This is a genomic window from Leptospira broomii serovar Hurstbridge str. 5399 (assembly GCF_000243715.2).
In the GTDB taxonomy this organism is placed as follows: Bacteria; Spirochaetota; Leptospiria; order Leptospirales; family Leptospiraceae; genus Leptospira_B; species Leptospira_B broomii.
This window is the reverse complement of record NZ_AHMO02000011.1, coordinates 557067-576363: the sequence shown is the minus strand read 5'-3', so window position 1 is coordinate 576363 and position 19297 is coordinate 557067. Positions and strand designations below refer to the sequence as shown.

At 40.5% G+C, this 19297-nt stretch carries 15 protein-coding genes; 10 read left to right on the top strand and 5 right to left on the bottom strand.

The genetic code is table 11. The features are described 5' to 3' along the window. Nucleotides 1–393 precede the first annotated feature (393 nt). The 5 genes from LEP1GSC050_RS20000 (at nt 394) to LEP1GSC050_RS19980 (ending at nt 5029) form a co-directional block, all read left to right on the top strand. Nucleotides 394–1398, top strand: coding sequence for an alpha/beta fold hydrolase (locus LEP1GSC050_RS20000; RefSeq protein WP_010570135.1), 1005 nt, complete (start codon nt 394–396; stop codon nt 1396–1398). 45 nt (nt 1399–1443) lie between these two features. Further along, nucleotides 1444–1899, top strand: a complete 456-nt coding sequence (locus LEP1GSC050_RS19995; RefSeq protein WP_010570134.1) for a hypothetical protein — start codon at nt 1444–1446, stop codon at nt 1897–1899. 233 nt (nt 1900–2132) lie between these two features. After that, the gene (locus LEP1GSC050_RS19990) at nt 2133–3038 is read left to right on the top strand and encodes an ATP cone domain-containing protein (protein WP_010570133.1); all 906 of its coding nucleotides are present in this window, start codon (nt 2133–2135) and stop codon (nt 3036–3038) included. A gap of 254 nt (nt 3039–3292) precedes the next feature. Beyond that, nucleotides 3293–3913 carry a hypothetical protein gene (locus tag LEP1GSC050_RS19985; protein ID WP_010570132.1) on the top strand — a complete coding sequence of 207 codons (621 nt, stop codon included), beginning with the start codon at nt 3293–3295 and terminating at the stop codon, nt 3911–3913. Nucleotides 3914–4330: 417 nt separating this feature from the next. After that, on the top strand, nt 4331–5029 hold the full coding sequence (locus LEP1GSC050_RS19980) for a FecR family protein (RefSeq protein WP_010570131.1): 699 nt from the start codon (nt 4331–4333) through the stop codon (nt 5027–5029). A 165-nt stretch (nt 5030–5194) separates the two neighbouring features. Here the strand turns inward: LEP1GSC050_RS19980 and LEP1GSC050_RS19975 are convergent, their stop codons facing one another. Then, nucleotides 5195–5977: an enoyl-CoA hydratase/isomerase family protein gene (locus LEP1GSC050_RS19975; RefSeq protein WP_020987876.1), complete on the bottom strand. Its 783-nt coding sequence runs from the start codon at nt 5975–5977 to the stop codon at nt 5195–5197. A 394-nt stretch (nt 5978–6371) separates the two neighbouring features. On the opposite strand from LEP1GSC050_RS19975, the gene LEP1GSC050_RS19970 reads away from it, so the two are divergent. Continuing rightward, nucleotides 6372–7436, top strand: coding sequence for an alpha/beta fold hydrolase (locus LEP1GSC050_RS19970; protein WP_232225846.1), 1065 nt, complete (start codon nt 6372–6374; stop codon nt 7434–7436). Between the two features lie 126 nt (nt 7437–7562). On the opposite strand, the gene LEP1GSC050_RS19965 is transcribed toward LEP1GSC050_RS19970, so the two are convergent. The 4 genes from LEP1GSC050_RS19965 to LEP1GSC050_RS19950 form a co-directional block, all read right to left on the bottom strand. Then, the gene (locus LEP1GSC050_RS19965) at nt 7563–8555 is read right to left on the bottom strand and encodes an alpha/beta hydrolase family esterase (RefSeq protein WP_010570128.1); all 993 of its coding nucleotides are present in this window, start codon (nt 8553–8555) and stop codon (nt 7563–7565) included. After that, a complete protein-coding gene (locus tag LEP1GSC050_RS19960; RefSeq protein ID WP_020987912.1) occupies nt 8530–9063 on the bottom strand; it encodes a hypothetical protein in 534 nt (177 codons plus the stop codon). The genes LEP1GSC050_RS19965 and LEP1GSC050_RS19960 overlap by 26 nt, the downstream gene beginning before the upstream one ends. A gap of 1 nt (nt 9064) precedes the next feature. Then, nucleotides 9065–9742 carry a hypothetical protein gene (locus LEP1GSC050_RS19955; protein WP_010570126.1) on the bottom strand — a complete coding sequence of 226 codons (678 nt, stop codon included), beginning with the start codon at nt 9740–9742 and terminating at the stop codon, nt 9065–9067. A gap of 185 nt (nt 9743–9927) precedes the next feature. Beyond that, entirely contained in the window at nt 9928–10497 is a 570-nt protein-coding gene (locus tag LEP1GSC050_RS19950; RefSeq protein ID WP_010570125.1) for a Crp/Fnr family transcriptional regulator, read from the bottom strand. A 194-nt stretch (nt 10498–10691) separates the two neighbouring features. Between LEP1GSC050_RS19950 and LEP1GSC050_RS19945 the strand changes: the two genes are divergently transcribed. The 4 genes from LEP1GSC050_RS19945 (at nt 10692) to LEP1GSC050_RS19930 (ending at nt 18877) form a co-directional block, all read left to right on the top strand. Beyond that, nucleotides 10692–12686 (top strand): hypothetical protein, encoded by a 1995-nt coding sequence (locus LEP1GSC050_RS19945; RefSeq protein WP_020987947.1) that lies wholly within the window; start codon nt 10692–10694, stop codon nt 12684–12686. A 704-nt stretch (nt 12687–13390) separates the two neighbouring features. Then, on the top strand, nt 13391–14827 hold the full coding sequence (locus tag LEP1GSC050_RS19940; protein WP_010570124.1) for a sensor histidine kinase: 1437 nt from the start codon (nt 13391–13393) through the stop codon (nt 14825–14827). Between the two features lie 826 nt (nt 14828–15653). Beyond that, the gene (locus LEP1GSC050_RS19935; RefSeq protein WP_010570123.1) at nt 15654–17933 is read left to right on the top strand and encodes a glycosyltransferase family 4 protein; all 2280 of its coding nucleotides are present in this window, start codon (nt 15654–15656) and stop codon (nt 17931–17933) included. Between the two features lie 5 nt (nt 17934–17938). Beyond that, entirely contained in the window at nt 17939–18877 is a 939-nt protein-coding gene (locus LEP1GSC050_RS19930) for a glycoside hydrolase family 130 protein (protein ID WP_010570122.1), read from the top strand. Nucleotides 18878–19297 lie beyond the last annotated feature (420 nt).

Genomic DNA, 19297 nt, shown 5'->3' with positions numbered 1-19297 from the left:
GATCTTCCATCAATATCTGCCGGCTCCTGATTCAAAATGATCCCTGCGGGGCTCCTAGCTGCAACGGTTGCAATGAACCTGCCTCGACTTCGAATTATAGATTTTCAACTTTCGCTTTATGTTCGGGGGCTTTACGGGCCGATTTTTCGTTTCCGCTTTTCTTATAAATCCTAAGAGCGATCTTTCCGATTTTATATTGGATTAATTAAGGAGTATCCAGCGACTAAATAGAAAACGATTTCCATCGATAAATTCGATAGTACTGGCTCTCTAAACGCTTTCGGAAAAGTTAAAGATCCTGCGAAGGCTCGTTTTAATTAAGGATCAATTGTACAGTTTGACATCAAATGGAAAAACTGAATCAAACTTAAATAAATCGATTAAAGGTGATCTATGAAAGAATGGTCCTTCCTAAAGAAATCTTCGGCTGCACTAGTATGCCTAGTATTGCTTATTGTATTCATGTCTACGATCGGTTTGTTTCGTATCCCGGAGACGACTGGAACGGATTTGAATTTGCCACGGACAAATATCAACGGTTACCCCTTTTATACGGAAAGTTACGGCGACCCGAAGAATCCCTTGATCATTGTCCTACATGGAGGTCCCGGAGGTGATTTTCAGTATCTGAAGGAATTAAGGAGATTGTCCGACGAATATCATATTCTCTTCTATGACCAGAGAGGCAGCGGGAGATCGGATAGAAACGATCATATGATTTTTACGATCGAATCGTTTTTAGAAGATGCGAGGAGCATGATTCGAGTCCATTCTAACGGTAAAAAGGTAATTCTAATCGGACATTCATGGGGAGGAATGCTTTCGACCGCCTACATATCAAGGTTTCCGAATGAAATCAATGCGGCAGTAATAATGGAGCCCGGCATGCTGAATCAAAAAACGGCTGTCGAATTTTTGAAGAAAATTAAGCAGGCGCAAAATAACCTCGGATTTTCTCAAATGATGCAAATTGTATTAATATTTTCTAAATCTATTTTTGTTAAGACAAAAGACGGCCAGGAAATGAAAGATTATATTCTAACAAAAATGATGGGAATCGGAAAAGGACAACCTTATCAATGCGAAGGAGAATCGATTCCGGACGGCTCGTTCGTGAGGGCGGGATATTTAGTTTTCAGTAAAATGATACTTCCATTGATGGATGATCCAAAGCTGTTTAATTATGACCTTACCGCCGGAATAAAATCATTCAAAGGCAAAATACTTTTACTTAGCAGCGAATGCAGTTTTATCGGATTCGATTATCAAAGAGCGAATCATGAGCATCTCTTTCCTTCTTCAACGACTCATCTATTGATGCGAGGAACAGGCCATAATATGATTACGCTTAAGCCGGACGAGAGTATACGCAAGATTCGAGATTTCTTGAAAAAATAAGCAAAATACTCAACAAAAAAAGGGATAATTCCGTATAATGGAAAAATGGAACAGAAAACCCTGAAGATCTTGCTTACGATTTATATAATCTACTCGTTGGTCAAATTTTACGAGTTCTTCTTTCGGAAAGATGAAGTAAAAATGAAAGGACTGGAACTCGTATATGAAAAAGGAGGAGGAAGAATTATTCGTATCTTCGATTCCGTAATATTGATTCTGATGATCGTTTTCATGCTTCTGCTGTTACTTTCGGGAGTGGAATATTTAAGTTTCACCACTGGGCTTTTAGTCGGCATGACCATCATCCAAGTTTTTTTTCATCGATTCTCGGAACCCCTTCCTCCGGAGAAGTCGCCGAAACCTCCTGTTACCGCTCTTAAATTGATGTCTTATTCGATTCAGGCGAATCCTGGTAAAGCTTGGCGTGAATTAATTTTAATGACATTAATCTTCCTATGGTCCCTTTACATGCTAGCGACGAAAGGATTCGGCCTTTTTTAATAACCTCCTACACGATACGATTCCGGCCTTTTCGCGTTGAGATTTTAAGCCATTCGTTATTGAAGCTCTTAGGAGTAGAGTCGTCTATTACGAAAACCGATCGTTAATTTTAAAAAAATCGCGGGGAATTTATAGAGTGTAGTTGAACTATTGGATCGTAGCGGTTTCGATTGTTACCGACGAGTCGAATTTTGCTAAGAAATAAAGAGAAAGATAATTTCGTTTATTAAACTATGTCAAAACAAAGTAGGAAATATTCCGTAGTTAAGTCCAGTGGAGAGATTTCGGATTTTTCCGAAGAAAAGCTAAGATCATCGCTGCATAAAATCGGGGCACCGAATCGCGTCATCGAGCGAATCGTTCGAGACGTCAGAGGGATGAATCCCAGAGAATTGCCCACTAGGGACATATATAAGTTGGCCTATGCAAAGCTGAAGGAGGAATCACCCGTTTTTGCCTCCAGATATCATTTAAAGAACGGAATTATGGAGTTAGGACCTTCCGGATATCCGTTTGAAGGATTTGTTTCGGAAATTCTCACTCACCAAGGTTATACGACTGCGGTTGGTCAAGTGGTAAAAGGTTATTGCGTAAATCACGAGATAGACGTGATAGCCAAGAAAGAAAATCGGCAGTTCATGATCGAATGCAAATATCATAATCTTCCAGGAATCGTTTCCGACGTAAAGATTTCGTTATATATCTACGCGAGATTCCTCGATTTAGAAAAGGAGTGGGAAAGTCTACCGGATCAAAGGGAAAAATTTCATCAAGGTTGGATCGTTACAAATACTCGCTTTACGACTGATGCGATAAAGTTCGGACTCTGTTCAGGTATGCACTTGATAAGTTGGGATTTTCCCGAGCACGAAAGCCTAAAAGTTTTGATCGATTCGATGGGTCTATATCCGGTTACCTGTCTCTCTACCTTATCGCGACGGGAGAAAAGCGCCTTGCTTAATCTTAAAACAATCCTATGTAAAGATTTATGCTCCAATCCTGGCGTTTTAAAGCAAATCGGAGTTTCAAAGCAAAGAGAGTCTATGGTTCTTGCAGAAGCGGAGGCTCTCTGCTCTAAGAGAATTCCGGCAGGTGCGAACCGGGCAAGGAAGGCGGAACTTCATAAGAGGCGCCAATAAACTAAAAAATGGGTTTTAATTTTTTATAAATCGATGAACCGTTTTTTACGTTATGCGACATTCCAGGAATATAGGCTATGCGATCGGTTATAGGCAATTTATTCTTTTTTATTATTCATGTATTGTAATAATATAATATACATTAATAATAGAGTTCGATATAGTTTAGATCGATCATGGGTCGATTGATTTTAATATTAAAATATTTACATTTATTGATTTGACGAACTTGAAAATTGAGTTCGTATAGAAGTATGAATAAGAAAGTTAGAAAGATATTGGATCAGATTTCCGTTTTGGAAGAGGACCTTAGAAAGGAATTGCATGAGCAGGAAATGCAAGCGCTATTTCAATTAAAAGGTACTAAGGTATTGTTTGAGCGAAAAGTGAAATTGGCTCATAAACGTATGAAGATGGGGCTTATCGCTTGGTTTCGTTCTAGCAGACCTCAGAACATTTTATCAGCCCCATTTATTTATATGATCATTCTACCTTTGGTTTTTCTAGATATTTTTATGACGGTTTATCAAGCCGTTTGTTTTCGTTTGTACGGAATTCCTGCGGTAAATCGTTCGAATTATATAACGTTGGATCGACACCGCCTAGGGTATTTAAATCTTCTTGAAAAAATAAATTGCGATTATTGCGGATATGCAAATGGACTCATCGCTTATGTAGGCGAAATTGCAGCTCGCACAGAGCAATATTGGTGTCCAATCAAACACGCCCGTAACGTCCTTTCTGTCCATAAACGTTACCCGTACTTTATCGATTATGGAGACGCAACGGAATTGCATGCTCGTTTTGACTCCCTCCGGGCGGATTTAAATCGCGCGATTGTAGACGATGAAAATGCAAAAAGAATCGCTCGCTAACTTCTGTTTAAAAGTTTCGGAGAAGTTGGGGATTATCTGGAATTTCTATTATATTACGCTCGTTAAATTTTACGAGATCCTTACTGCTTCTCCTTCGAATAATCATATTTTTTAAAGTCATGTTCGGCTTTTCGACTTAGTTCTATCCGCTTGCAGTATATGCTCCATTAACCGAGTAAATCGATTGAAGGTCTTACGTCCTCCCTGATCAAGCGGAGAGTTTCGAAATCAAGCTATTAAATTTCAAATTAATCCCATTGAAATTAATTTCTTTGATATTTAACTTTTCCGTATTTCGGGTATAAGTGGATGGATCGGGGTTATTCTTAGAGCAAAATTATTAGTTTGCTTTTTAATAAGTTAACATTAATTTATGCCAAGGGATTAACAAAAAAATTCCTATCGGATCGGAGTCGTATGAAGAAAATATCAGTTATTATAATTCTATTATGTATTACCGTCTTTGCCGGCGGTTGCGGAAAAAACAAAATAGAGAGCTCAAAAGGCGTGATTAACTTTCTTTCCGGAAGCGTGACCATAGAGAGAGGGGGGCAGACTATAAAACCTGTCATCTCTCAAGAAATCAAGGCAGGAGATATATTGGCTACCGGTGATAAATCGGTTGCAATGATCGTTTTCGGAGCAAATTCATCTGTCCTCGAAATTCAGTCGAACTCTCGATTTAATTTTAATGATATAAATAGCGAGAAAGTTTTCTTTCAGGAGAAGGGAAGTTCCTGGATTAAGACAAATAGACTTTTAAAGGGAGAGGGAATGACTTTGCAGACGCCAACCGTAACTGCGGGCGTGAGAGGAACTAAATTTTATACAGGCATCCACGATGATATGACGTTTATCTGCCATTGTGAAGGGAAGATCGAGTCGGAGAATAGGCAGAGTCACTCTAAGAAAGTGAATGATGGCGACTATTTATCGGTGACGAAAGGTAACAAGACGATTTATTTAACTCCGAAAGATTTACAAAAATCAAATATACCATACGATCATGATCATAGCGAGTTAGAAAACTCACCGATGGGCCATCAGAGTACGATGAGCCCGGAAGATGTGAAAAAAGTGATCGAGCTGGTTAAGAAAAAGCTGGCGTCGAATTAATTTTAAGAGGACGGGGTCGACGCTGGAATAGCGAAAATTTTACCGCTATAGATGGATTCCAATCGGTTTTTAGACCGGGCGGATTTCAAATTTCGATATTGTCGCGCGACTTCACTTACTTTCAGTAAATACGAGTCGCGTTATCCTATTTTCAAAAACCCTCCGCTACATTAGTTTTGGTCGTCTCTTCTCTTTAAGGGCTGTCATTGCTTCTAGTAAATTGGAAACAACGATAGGATCTTCCAGGCTTTTTCTCGTATAAGCTAGATTTTCCTCGGAGCGACTTATAACGGCTCTGTTCATGGCCTGCTTAGTTTTTCTGTAGGCGCTCGGAGCAATTCCCATGACTTCTTCCAATTTTTTTATAACGATTTTTCTAAGATCGATACGAGAACTTGCAACTTCGTTGATTAGATTTGTTTCTTTGGCTTCCGTTGCTTTATATAGCTTTCCCAAAAGACACATTTCGTTTAAACAACGAGGATCGACCGTTTCTCGTAGTCTCTCTATGAAAGTTAAAGGCAACGGCAACCCGACAAGTATTTCCGTAAAAGCGATTCGACCTTTGCCTTCCAACATATATCTAAAATCGCAGGCTAAAGTCATGACAGCTCCTCCCCCCATCGCATAGCCGGTCACTTCGGCAATGAGAGGTTTGTCGAATCTAAGCATCTGGCCGAAGGTCAGGACAATTTGTCCCATTTCTTCCGTTAGCTTTACTCTGGAAGTGTTCAGGATATTTTCAGCGTCGACGCCGTTGGAAAAAAATTTCTCGTTTTCGGAAGTCAAGACTGCGGCTCGAATACCGTCATCGGCTTGGATCTCTTTGAGAATTTCTTCTAATTCGATTAAATTCTCTCTTGTCAGAGAATTTTGCTCGTTCGTTTGGATTTTAATAAATTCGGCTCGACCATTTTTAAGTTCGATCTTTTCTCGAAAATAATTCATAAGACAAAAATTATTCGGGTAGATTGAAGTTATCTACTCAAAATTTTCGGATCGGTACTGAAATATCGGCGATTTTGCGATTTATTCGAGAGATGGACAAACTTAGTCCAAATAAATTAACGGTTAATCGCTAACAAACGATCTTTCCTATTATTTTTCCTGTCTGATAAACAATGCTTCCTCTACCGGATGGAATTACGAATTCTTTCAAAATAAGTAAGTTTCGGTCCGAAGCGAACCATTGATTCAATCCGTTCGGAGATACGATACCGTTATGCGAATAGCCTTGATCCTAAATTTTTTTTATAAATATACCGCAAAAGAGAAAATTAAATCCGGTCCAATTGCTTTGCTTACATCATCTATCGGATTTAATCCTTCACCCGAATCTAGAATGAAAGATTCAAGAATGCTTCTTTATCGCGGAACGATTCTTCGTACGTTTTGCATTGCGGGTGTTTTAGCTATGGTATTATTGGGTTGCTTACCGGGCGCTCGTCAAGCTGCGGTCGATCCTCAGCCGGGTGGTTCCGAAATTTCGGAATTAGAGAAAGTTCAAATCGGCGGCGTAGATCAATGGTTGTTTTCTCAGGGTAAAAATCGAAATAATCCTGTACTTTTGATTCTCCACGGAGGTCCTGGCGCAGGTTCGATCGGATTCGCCCGTTATTTTTATACTGAATTGGAAAAGCAATTTATCGTCGTAAATTGGGATCAGCGAGGAGCCGGAAAATCATATTCATTGTTCATGTCCGATGTTACACCGGAAACGTATCTCTCTGATACGAGGGAAGTAATCTTATTTCTGAAACGAAAATTTAATGTTCCTAAAATTTATCTGATGGGACATTCGTGGGGCGGTTATCTTGGTGCAATAGTCGCTAACCGTCACCCAAAGGATTTATTCGCATATATAGGAATCGGACCGGTTGTGGATGGAGAGCAAAGTGTTGCGGTTTCCTATAAGTTCGTTCTTGAGAATGGAAGAAAAAATCCTGAAATATCGGATAGGGTAAAAGATTTAACGGAAGAGGAATATTTAAAAAACCGAAGATTTTGGCTGAACCGGTTTGGAGCGGGATTGTTTCACGATATCCAACGCTATGATGAGGATAAATTTCTGCGCGGCCTAATGGAGAATTCTCCGGAATATTCGATTTTTGATATGATCACATACCTGCCGGGAATATGGAGATCTTCTTCGAGAATTCGCCCCTATTTTTTTCAAATGAACCTGTTTAAGCAAGCTCCTTCGATTCAAGTACCCGTTTATTTTTTTACAGGAAAATACGATTATTATAATCCGGAAGAGATTCTTGTGAAATATGTAGACGGTCTGGAGGCGCCTAAGAAAACTTTCTACTCGTTTGAATGTTGTGCTCATGCACCTCATTTCGAGGCTATTGTCGATTTTGCCGAGCAGATGAAACTAGTAAAGCTCAATACATTTAAGAAATAATCGGATAAGTAGTCGCAGTCAAAAAATATGATTCCGGCTTACACATAGTTCCGTAGAAACCTTTCGATTTGAAACTTATCTGGAAAAAATGAATGATAATTCATAAATATATAAATCGTTTATGATCTATTGAAATGTTTCTCGGAAAAATTTCCAGATTTCCTCCGACGCATTTACTTCTTGTGTCGGTTTTCCGAGGTTAATTCCGAACAAACTACGTCTTTCGTTTCCGGGCCACTGATGACCGGCGCCGATTATTTTATAAAGGCGAGTTTTAGTTTTCCCGGCGCAGTTTTCATACGAGCGAATTTCTAACGAAGTTTGGTCGTCTTTCGTATCAACATTCGATATTAACGGAACGGCAGAGCATCGGTTCCAGTCGGCCCAGCGAGTTATGGATTCTTCGGCCCCGATGATTTCTCCACCGTCTAAAACGAAACCTCCAAAGTAAGGGACGATCGGGTCGTTTGTGCCTGTCATTATTGCCACTGATATAGGCGAAGATGGATGATGCTTTTTTAAAACAAAAAACGATAATTGAGAAGAAACGCTTACTCCCGCCTTAAAGAGGGAACCTTTTTCGGATAATAATCTTTGCGTCATGAATCCGCCGTTGGAATGACCGAAGATAAATATTTTCGTCGGATCTATATTATAGTTTTGAATCAGATAGTTCGATACGGATTCGATAAACGAAACATCGTCTATTTGCTCCTTATCCGCTGGAGTTCTTCCTCTGCCGTCAGCCCAGGATCTTTTGTAACCGTCGGGATAAACGGCAACAAACGCCTCTCTTGCGGCGATAGAGTTTAGTCGAGATTCGGACATAATCTGCGTTCCCGACCCAAGCCTTCCATGCAATGCGATGACTAAAGGCCTTTTAAGAGTTTGGTCCTCCACGGCGAACGGGATGAAAATGTGAAACGATCTTTCCTTTTCTTGAATGCGTACGGAACGGGAAGTAATAGTTCCCTTCAAATGGGTTTCTTCCTGTCTTCGAACGCAATTCGAAATCAAAAGGACGAGTAGAATAGCGGTAAGTGCAAAGGTGATATTGGCGCCTTTGACGGAAAGCACTCCGCATTCTGGCTTACTAATTCTTCTTCGGACGTAAATCATTTTGAAATTTCTCCATCCTCCAGGATTCTTTAATGCTCTTATCGAACGCGGTCGAAGGCCAAAAGAAAGGACTTAGGAATATCACCAATAAACCTCGAAACTGGCTGAGTTCGAGCCGGTACTCCGATTCTGAAATTAGAGAATGCTCCGAGTAGATTCTATAAGAGATTCGATGGTGAGTGTTCGTATGATACGGAATTAAACTTAATGAGAGAACGCTAAATATTAAATTATTAAAATGGAGCCCCGGGGATTTATAGATGGGGGGCTTTTCTTCTAGTATAATTTCTATGGTATTCTTGGATAAGTCGTCCGATCGAATTCCGGAAAGAACGATTTCGTTTAACAGAAGTTCTTTTTCGGAATCGTAATGTGTAAATCCGGTAAACTCCAGCCTGGCATTTCGGATCATATTTCCTGCGGCTGGACTCTTTGCCACCGTCGGATCGGATTGAAAGCCGATGCAAGAGTAGGAAGCGAGTAGGGCTGCGCAAAGAATAAATTTCACGTTAATAGAGACCCTCCGAGTCCTTAAGGAATTTTGCAGTTATACTTTCGATTATATTACCCATTCTCTCTTCGTCATCCATCCAAGCCAAACCCAAAGATAGCCATCCCAGAATTCCGAGCGTTTGAAAGGAGTAAGAAAATTCGGCGATTTTAGTGTTATTCTTCCATATTTTATATATTATGTAATCTTGATTCTCATAAAAAATGGGAAAAATTAAGTAGGTTCGATATGCTAATACTCGATTTAGCAAAAATAACAAAAATCGACCGGGCTTCTTTTCTACCGCCCATGATACAGGTTGTTTTTGTTCACCTAACAAAATGGAAAACCTCGGGGATTCGGCGGAAATAATCTGAATTTTGACTTCGCTCCTGGAATTTACGTAAGAGGAAATATTTCCGAAAATACCGCTCTCGTGAAACGTCTGTAAAATCACCGATGCTAGCTCGCTTCGGTCCTTATTTTCCCATCCGATGAATTCGTATGATATATTCGCTTTTCCCTTGGTGAATTCGCGATGTGATTTCGGTATTTCCCCGATAAAGAATGTCGAACAATTATTAAGTAATAAGAGGAGTAGGACGAATTCGAATGGATGAAGAATTTTTGGACTCTTGCGAATTACACCGTCAATACCGTAAAGATAGGTTTTAGCAGGCGGTATTTTCGATTTCAAGAATACTTCTCCCTACCGGAAGTAAATTGCGTCTTCCATAGCTGAGGCAAGTAAATAATAAGCGAAATTCTATTGATGCTTAAAAATTGAAATTAAGAATTGATCCGACTTTTATCAATCGGACATCGGCAAGTAACCGCAACAATCAATTCCAAAGAAAACAAAAAATCGAGGATTTTTTTCGCTTAACGACGCTCGGACCAGACTCGATTACGTATTCTGCTTAGTGAGACAGGCGTAATTCCTAGATAAGAAGCTATATAATGCTGCGGTATTCGATTAACAATTTCAGGATGGTTTCTTATTAGATCCAAATATCTTTCTTCCGGCGTATCTTTAATTCTGGAGAGAAATAATCGGATGTAATTGGTGACTCTTGAAAAAAGGAATTCGATCAAATAATCTTTAAATTCCTCGTGCTTATTATATAGCATCAACGCATCGTCTCGACCCAATGCGAATAGTCGGGAAGGTTCTATGCTTTCGAGAAAAAAGGGACTCGGGGAATAGGATTTGAAGCTTTCCATCGAGGTAATAGCTTGGCATTCGAAGAAAAATTGAAACGTAATTTCCCTATCGTTGTCGTTAAATCCCAAGCGGAGGCAACCTTGATCCAGGAAGTATACGTATTTTGCTATCTCCCCTTGGCGCAGGAGTAATTTTTTTGCGGGAATGATTTCCTCTTTGAACATATGTTCATACTCGTCCCAATATTTTGCGAAGAAGGGAAAATCGGATTTAATCTTTTCTAGCATATCAATCGATGCCTGCCGATCTTATCGCGGCAGAGTCAAAACAAAAGTATTTCCGAAATCATCTAGATACGATCGATAGCAAATCTCAAGCTTAATTAATGTCTTCTTGCTTATCTGTCGAAGGAATTCAGATTATTTGTGCCGTAAATTGTCGATTTCGAATCTTATGGGTATTCCTACTTGACGAATTCCGAATGATCATCGATCGTTCTTACATGTTTCTTCTAAGTCAGGAATCCGGTTCTCCTATTCTAATATGGCCGGAATTTTCGTGGACTCCGGTTGTCAATGGACTCATTTTTTTGGCTCTCCTAGTTACTACGATCTACTTTGTCCAAAAGTCGATTAATCGCAGGAACCAACAGGAAAAATCTTTTCAGCAGAGAATTTTAGCTAAGTTGCATCTGCATGAATTCAATAATAAGGAAGTGAATCTTTTTCACGAATTTTTAGATCGAATTCCATATGCCGAATTGAAAAGACTCACCGTAGATCCGGCTTGGTACCAGAAATATTTTCTTCCTGAATTTCTGCCCTTCTTGGCGAATCATAGTAACCTTCCTGCTTGGAAGGACGTTTTACTTGTGCAATCCTTGGATCATCTGATTCAAACTTCGAATCCTTTACCGAAAAATAATCTTCAAGCCCTTTTGGCGTCCGATTCGGAAGAAAGTTTTCCTACCATACTTGAAGTTCATGAGATCGATGAAAATTTAATCGGTAAACAGATTAAGGCGAAAGTTTACACGAAGCGAGGAACTCATCCGTTCGCTCTAACAAGGTACGAGAAGGTTCAGATATATTTTCGGAATACGGATAAAAAATGGTTTAAATTGAATGCAGTATTGATTTCTCAGCAGGATTCGAATCTAGTTCTTCAAATCAAAAGTTTGCCCGAATTGGATGAGAAAAAAACGAAAGAATGGGTAGAGGCGCCTAGAGGGGATTCCCTCAATCCGAGAAGTCCGGATGGCTTTTCGGAAGAGTATAGAGATAGCCTTTCACAAATATTATCGTATTCGGGGCTGCCATCGAATGTTTGCGAACAAATTAAGAATTTAGTAAAAGGCTATAAAGATCATCCCGGTTATGTTCGAAGGCAGCATAATCCGGAAGATTACAAAGTACTAATTCGTTTATATAAGACTTGCTTCTTGAAATTCCGCTCGGATAGCTCGGACATACCTAAGCCGGTATTGCTTTTTATTCATTTCTTTTTCTTGGAAGAAACGATTCTGTCCGGTAAAAGAATTCAAGACTTAGAGGCGTCAATTCGTGAATTTAATTCCTCCGTCAAAGACCCTGCAGGCTCGGAAATTAAGCTTTCACTCCATTTGCTTCCTGATTGGTTAAATTTGGTTCTTGCAGGAAAGAAGAATCCATCTAGAAATCAAATGGGTCAATCCTACGAACAGGTTCAAAAATCGAGCCTGCTTTGGAATAGGGAACCGGAAGTTAAGAATTTACACGATAAGGAATACCTATTACATCTTCTCGATTGGGAATTGGAGAACACTTTACATATGGGTTTGCTTGGAATATCCCTGAACCCGAGCCAAGCATATCCGATTTTATCGGAAGATCAGTTTTATGGGGATACAAATTCTAACCTTCTTCTTCCGAAGAAACTTTTATTCAATGCGGATTTGGTTTTAAAGGTCGATCCGGGTTTATTTTACAGAGAAGCCAGATCCGGTTACGTCGGGAGTTCGAATCAACAGGATTTGATTCGTAAGGAATTTTTCGCCGACTGTATTCTTTTGCCGTTCTCGGGCAATAGAGGTGTCTTTTGGCAGGCTGGTTCGAACGGAAATTTAACGAATAGCAGACTTTTTTTTCCTACGATCTTAAATGAAAACGTTACTTTGGCGGTTACGAAGACGATGGGTGAATTTCGTTGGGAGACGGAAAGGTCGTTTCGCGGTAGAAGGTGGAAAGACCCAATGCCGCCAACGCTAATATCCGAATATTATAATTATCTGGAGAATTTTCAAAAAAACCAGAATCTGACAGTTGAGGCGAAAAAACGAGTCGATCAACAGTGGATAAAAGTAAGGCATAATATAAAGGATATGTTTAGTATTGATTATGCTTACTGGATTTTATTTGAAGGTTCCGGGAAGCCGAGGTTAAATCGAACAGCCAGAGAAATCCTCGCGCGATTTATTCCGATCAGCGTTACGCGGTAAAAAGGATCTTTCCCGAAACGAATGCGAGATTTAAATTTTTCTTAAATACGGACGGTTCTCGGTTCTATAAATTTAAATCCCATTTTTCATCGATTAACCCGATCTTCGAGGCATCATTACGTTTCGACTCCGTGCGGGAAAGATAACCTTTACGCCAAAGTTATATCATTCCTGTCTAGCGATTCTTGATTTGTTAAGATTCGGTTTATCGAATCTCGGCTAATTTTCTCGGACTTCCCTGAGGATTCTTACTATTCGTAAAAGTAAATGTAGAATTTTATTTAGAAAAACTCTGTAAGTATGTTTGTAAAAATTATAAATCTTCTAATCGTTCTAATTGGATCGACTGGCTATTCTGCGGAGAAGGAATAAATCGATTCCGCAATCGAAGAGTCCTTTTATTCTATTTCGCATAACTCGGAACGGATATTTTTATATGTTCGTATTAGTTTGAATTTAAGGCTATTGAATATTATAATAAAATTTATTTATCTCAAATGTATTTTTAAAATAATATAAGAATAAATAAGAATTGCTTTGATACGCATGAATTTGTTCTATTTGTAGGGTAGAGAGTCTTTTTCCATTTCGATAGAAGTTCTGATATTATTTGTAATCGGTTAGATGCATCTTTGCGCGACTTGCTCCCAAGGCACTCAACTTTCGTATCGAATCGATAAGTCTTGAATGAAGGAGATTTAATCGTGGACGAGCAAAGGCAAAGAAATATTCTCCTAGTTGAGGACGACGCCATTATCGGCATGAACGAGTCCAGGCAATTAACGGATTATGGATATCGTGTCCGTCACGTACTGAAAGGTCAAGAAGCGATACTTGCTATCGACAGTGTGAATTCGGATATAGATCTAATTCTTATGGATATTGACCTCGGAAAAGAATTGGACGGAACAGAAATTGCTAAGATTATACTCAAAGATCACGATATACCTATTTTATTCCTGTCAAGTAGAGCTGATCGAGAAATTGTAAAAAAAACAGAGGGTATAACTTCCTACGGTTACGTCGTTAAAAATTCGGGCATCATCGTATTAGATGCCTCGATTAAAATGGCCTTCCGGTTACATGATGCTTACGTAAATATGCAAAAGCAGAAGTTCGAAATCGAGTCCAAGAGTAATGAACTAAAATTTCTCGAGATGCGATATCGAAGATTATTCGAAGCTGCGAAGGACGGAATATTAATACTTGATGCAGTAAACGGAAAGATCGTTGACGTTAATCCATTTCTGATCCAGTTGCTCGGATATTCGAAGGATCAGCTATTGGAAAAAAGTATTTGGGAAATTAACGCTTTTCGAAACGCGGATTATTCGAAAAAATTATTTAAAGAATTACAGGAAACCGGTTATGCTCGGTATGCGAATTTGCCCTTAGAAACGTCTGATGGAAGGAAAGTTCATGTGGAGTTCGTAAGTAACGTGTATTTGGTCGCGGGAGAACGCGTGATTCAATGCAATATTCGCGATGTTGAAGACAGGAATCGACATGAAAATTCTCTCGCTGCGGATATTGACGAAAAAGTTTCTATGTTACGAGAACTACAGCATAGAACAAAAAATAGTTTTACCATGATAACAAGTCTGATTAACCTCAGATCCATTGCCTCGGATTCCGTGGATACGAAACGGGTGCTTGACGAGTTAAATTTGAGAGTGAGCTCAATTTCGGATTTATATTCCCTGTTGTACGAAACTGATTCGTTCAGAGAGGTGCAACTGCAGATATACGCTAACAAAGTCATCGATTCAATGGTGCAATTTTCCGAAAACGTTACGGTAAATAAAATGATCGAAGGAATAACTGTCCCTGCCAAGGATGCTGCCACAATCGGCATGATCCTTGTCGAACTACTATCTAATGTCATTAAATATGCATTTCCTGAAAAGAGGAATGGCACCATTAATATTGAAATTCGAAAGGTGGAGGATAAAGTGCTCATATCGGTCGGGGACAACGGGGTAGGTGTCGGAAAGAACGTCGATATACTTCAAGCCAAAACGCTCGGTCTTCATTTGGTAAGATTAATGGTGAATCAGCTGAATGGCGGAATTAAATTAATCAATGAAAATGGAACGAAAATTATAATCACACTTCCTCTGGATATTTTGTCTAAAATATAGATACCATATCATTCAATTTTTCCTAATCTACAAGGGAAACCTTCTCGGTCGGACGCTTGTCCTTTCGAATTATAAATCCTTTTTGAATAGCCGCTGCGGTTTTTATTTATTTAAAGATTCGTCGTAATCGATTATGTATTCTATAGATTCTGCTTGAGATTGAATTGGAAAATTTTATTTGTTCTTCTCTAACGACGAATTTGTCGGGAATCGGTTTAGACCGTTCCATTATGGAAAAGTAAAATTAGGATTTTGTTCGAATCCATTTTATGGAATGAAGTTTGATATTTTGCATTCTTTTTCGGAATGTTTGCATCTTTATTTATAAAATGAAATTTGAATAATACTAAATGATTTAAACAGAGCTTTTATTTCCGTATTAATAGCTTGCTTGCCGGAGAGCTCCGGCGTATCCGCTAAAGATGTTTTTTTATATTTTCCTGATATTGACGGTTTTATCGGTTTTGTTGTCGACAGATCTAATTTAAGCGAAGATGATAAATGTGATTCCTTTGAAATTTTAAGATTTTTCGATTCTTATCGTCTTGCTATCTATTGATATGAATTAACGATTCGAAAACCGGGCTCTTTCTATCGATAAGTTCGATCGATTTCTGACCTGATAGCAAGGGGCTTGCTCTGGTGTCTGCCGATCTTTTCGATAAAGTGATGACAGGTCTTTATCTTACAAATCGTAGAAAATCTAGTAAATTAGAATATATAAAATAGTTAATATTTGGAATAAATCTTTCAGGCTATCTTTCTATTCCAGGCTCGCTGGCCCGCTATCATTTCGGTCAATCTATCGTCAAAAGGAGACGTTGCCATGGAACACAGCTTGAAATTATCCACCGTTAGTCGCATTGCTTTTATCGGAAATTACCTTCCTCGTCAATGTGGAATCGCCACGTTCACAACCGATCTTTGCGAGGCAATTGCGTCAGCCTACCAAGAGACGACTTGCATCGCTTTACCTGTTAACGATATAGAATCGGGGTATGCGTACCCGAGTCGTGTTCGATTTGAGCTGACCGAAAAAGATATCGAATCTTATCACCGTGCCGCCGATTTTTTGAACGTCAATAATGTAGATCTTGTTTGCTTACAATTCGAATATGGAATTTTCGGCGGACGAGCCGGTAGTCATATCCTCGCGCTCTTACGGAATTTGCGTATGCCAATCGTGACGACTTTACATACAATTTTGGAAGATCCGGATCCCGATCAGCGTCAGGTTCTGAAACAGGTCGCTTCTCTATCGGATCGAATAGTCGTAATGAGCGAGAGAGCCGTTGAATTTCTACAGACGATATACGGTATTCAACCCGACAAAATCGATCTCATTCCGCACGGGATTCCGGATATGCCTTTTGTCGATCCGAGTTTTCATAAAGATCTGTTTGGCGTGGAAGGCAAAGTGGTTCTTCTAAGCTTCGGTTTACTCTCGCCTAACAAGGGACTCGAAACGGTCATCGCAGCTTTACCAGCGATTTTGAGTAAACATCCTAATGTGGTATATATTATTTTAGGTGCAACTCATCCGCATATCGTTCGAAACGAGGGAGAGACATACCGGCTTTCTCTGGAATGGTTAGCGCACGAGAAACGAGTGGAAGGTAACGTTATTTTCTATAATAGGTTTGTGGCTCTGGAAGAACTGATCGAATTCATCGGCGCAACGGACATCTACATTACTCCTTACCTCGATCCCGCACAAATAGTTTCGGGTACTCTTGCATATACTCTCGGAGCCGGCAAGGCTGTTATCTCGACTCCTTACTGGTATGCCCAAGAGATGCTCTCCGAGGGCAGAGGAGCATTGGTTCCCTTTAGGGATTCCGTTGCATTGGCCGATCAAGTGATCGATCTATTGGATAACGAAGCCAAGCGTCATTCTATGAGAAAGCGAGCCTACCTGTATGGACGTGAGATGATTTGGCCTCAAGTCGCAAAACGTTATATGCAAAGTTTTGAGAGAGCCCGCGTCGAGCGTCGACATTTTTCTTCGCACGGTTTTTCGATCAAGCCTTTGGATAAAAGACGAGGCGAGTTACCTCCTCTCAAGTTGGATCACTTGCGCCACATGACGGACGATACGGGCATATTGCAGCACGCGTTCTTTACAATTCCTAACTATGAGGAAGGTTATACAACGGACGATAATGCGAGAGCTTTGATGGTAAGCACGCTTATGCAGGAACTTGGAAGCGGCAAGGTCTTCGGTCCTGCCTTTCGTTATTTGGCATTTGTATGGTACGCATACAATCCTGAGACGGGACGTTTTCGTAACTTTATGGATTATCAACGAAACTGGTTGGAAGCTAACGGATCGGATGATAGTCATGGCCGGTCTTTATGGGCATTGGGAACCGTTCTCGGCCGCGCTAGTATCCCGACTCTTCCGAGTATCGCCGGACGATTATTCGAACAAGCTCTTCCTGCTATTTTGCAAACCTCCAGTCCTCGAGCCTGGGCATTCGCTCTTATCGGCATTCACGAATATCTTCAACGGTTTGCAGGGGATCGAATGGCAAGCCAAGTCAAGGAAGAATTAGCGGGAAGGCTGCACACCTTATATCAAAATAATAATGCCAAAGACTGGCATTGGTTCGAATCGGGACTCAGTTATTGCAATGCGGTTTTACCACACTCGATGTTATTATCGGGGAGATCGATTCCGAACGACTCGATGACTCAAATCGGACTCGAATCGCTATCTTGGCTGGCGGACTTGCAGCGTGCCGACGCGGAGGGCGGGCATTTCGTTCCGATCGGATCCAACGGCTTTTATCCGCGAGGCGGAGAGCATGCAAGATTTGACCAACAACCGGTAGAAGCGCAGGCGATGGTTTCCGCTTGCCTCGAAGCCTATCGCAGTAGCCGAGACCCTCGTTGGCGCAAGGAAGCTAGGCGAGCTTTCGAATGGTTTTTAGGTCGAAACGATTTAAGCTCTCCCGTCTACGATCCTACCACCGGAGGCTGTAGGGACGGTCTGCATCCGGATAGAGTAAATGAAAATCAAGGCGCCGAGTCCACACTCGCATTTCTACAAAGCTTATTGGAACTTCGATTAGCGGAGAATCCGCTAGACATAGAGGAAATTTAATCTTTATGAGTCAACAGTATACCGAGCTTTTTCACCGATATGAACAAAATCCGATTCTAACGGCTGCGAATTGGACTTATCCGATTCACAGCGTCTTCAATCCAGGAGCGACCGTTTTACCGGATGGGAAAACCCTTCTATTGTGCAGAGTCGAGGATCGGACTGGGACGTCTCATCTCTGCGCTGCTAGATCTTCAAACGGCATCGACGGCTGGACCATTGATCCTAAGCCGACACTCTTAGCGGACCCGAAACATTTCCCCGAAGAACTTTGGGGAGTCGAGGACCCGCGTATCACATTCATTCCGGAATTGCAGAAATATGCGATCGCGTATACCGCTTATAGTCGGGAAGGTCCGGGTGTTGCGTTGGCATTTACTACAGACTTCCATGACTTTGAGCGTTACGGAATGATTATGCGACCTGAAGACAAAGACGCGGCCTTATTTCCTTATAGAATCAAAGGTAAATGGGCTTTGATCCATCGGCCTATCGGATGGCATGGCGCCCACATGTGGATATCTTATTCCACCGATCTTCGGAATTGGGGAAGTCACGAATTGATGTTGGAAGCTAGGCAGGGAGGTTGGTGGGACGCGAATAAAATCGGACTTTCCCCACCGCCAATCGAAACGTCGGAAGGATGGCTGATCATTTACCATGGAGTTCGACACAATGCGTCAGGCGCTCTTTACCGTCTTGGACTTGCCTTATTCGATTTGCAAAAGCCGGAACATTGTTTGAAGCGCGGCGGAGATTGGATCTTCGGTGCTGAAGAAATCTATGAGCAAAGAGGCGATGTCGACAATGTCGTTTTTCCTTGCGGAACTACGATCGGTTCGGACGGAGATACGCTTCATCTTTATTACGGAGCTGCGGATAAGAGTATCGCCCTCGCGACCGGCAGTATCCGGAAACTTCTGGATTGGTTAGCGAGACAATGAGAAATTTACCGAGTTTTGAAGACTCAATTTTTAAAAATGATCGCGTAATTAAATTCTAAAGTGTATTCTAAATTTATAAATAATATTTTTAAATCTGTAGATCCGAATACATTCTGATAGGTTTAGTAGTCGGGTAAGAATTTGTTGGAACATTCGTCCGCAGCTTCTTCGAAGCGCTTCATCTGAATTGATCGGTATTTTTCTTTCAGAAGGTTTCGAGATCCGATCCAAAGGAGGGCAAAAATTCTTCGTTTCCGATTCGAACTTAATTTTCGAAGAGGGGTGGAAACAGCGGTAAGGGATTCGAAACCATATCCGAAGATATTCGATTAAGAAAGTTCGGTATCTCATTTTCGAATCAATTCGCTCTATATCGCAAAAATGATTTGCTTTTACTATTTTTTACCGTACCGTTATGGT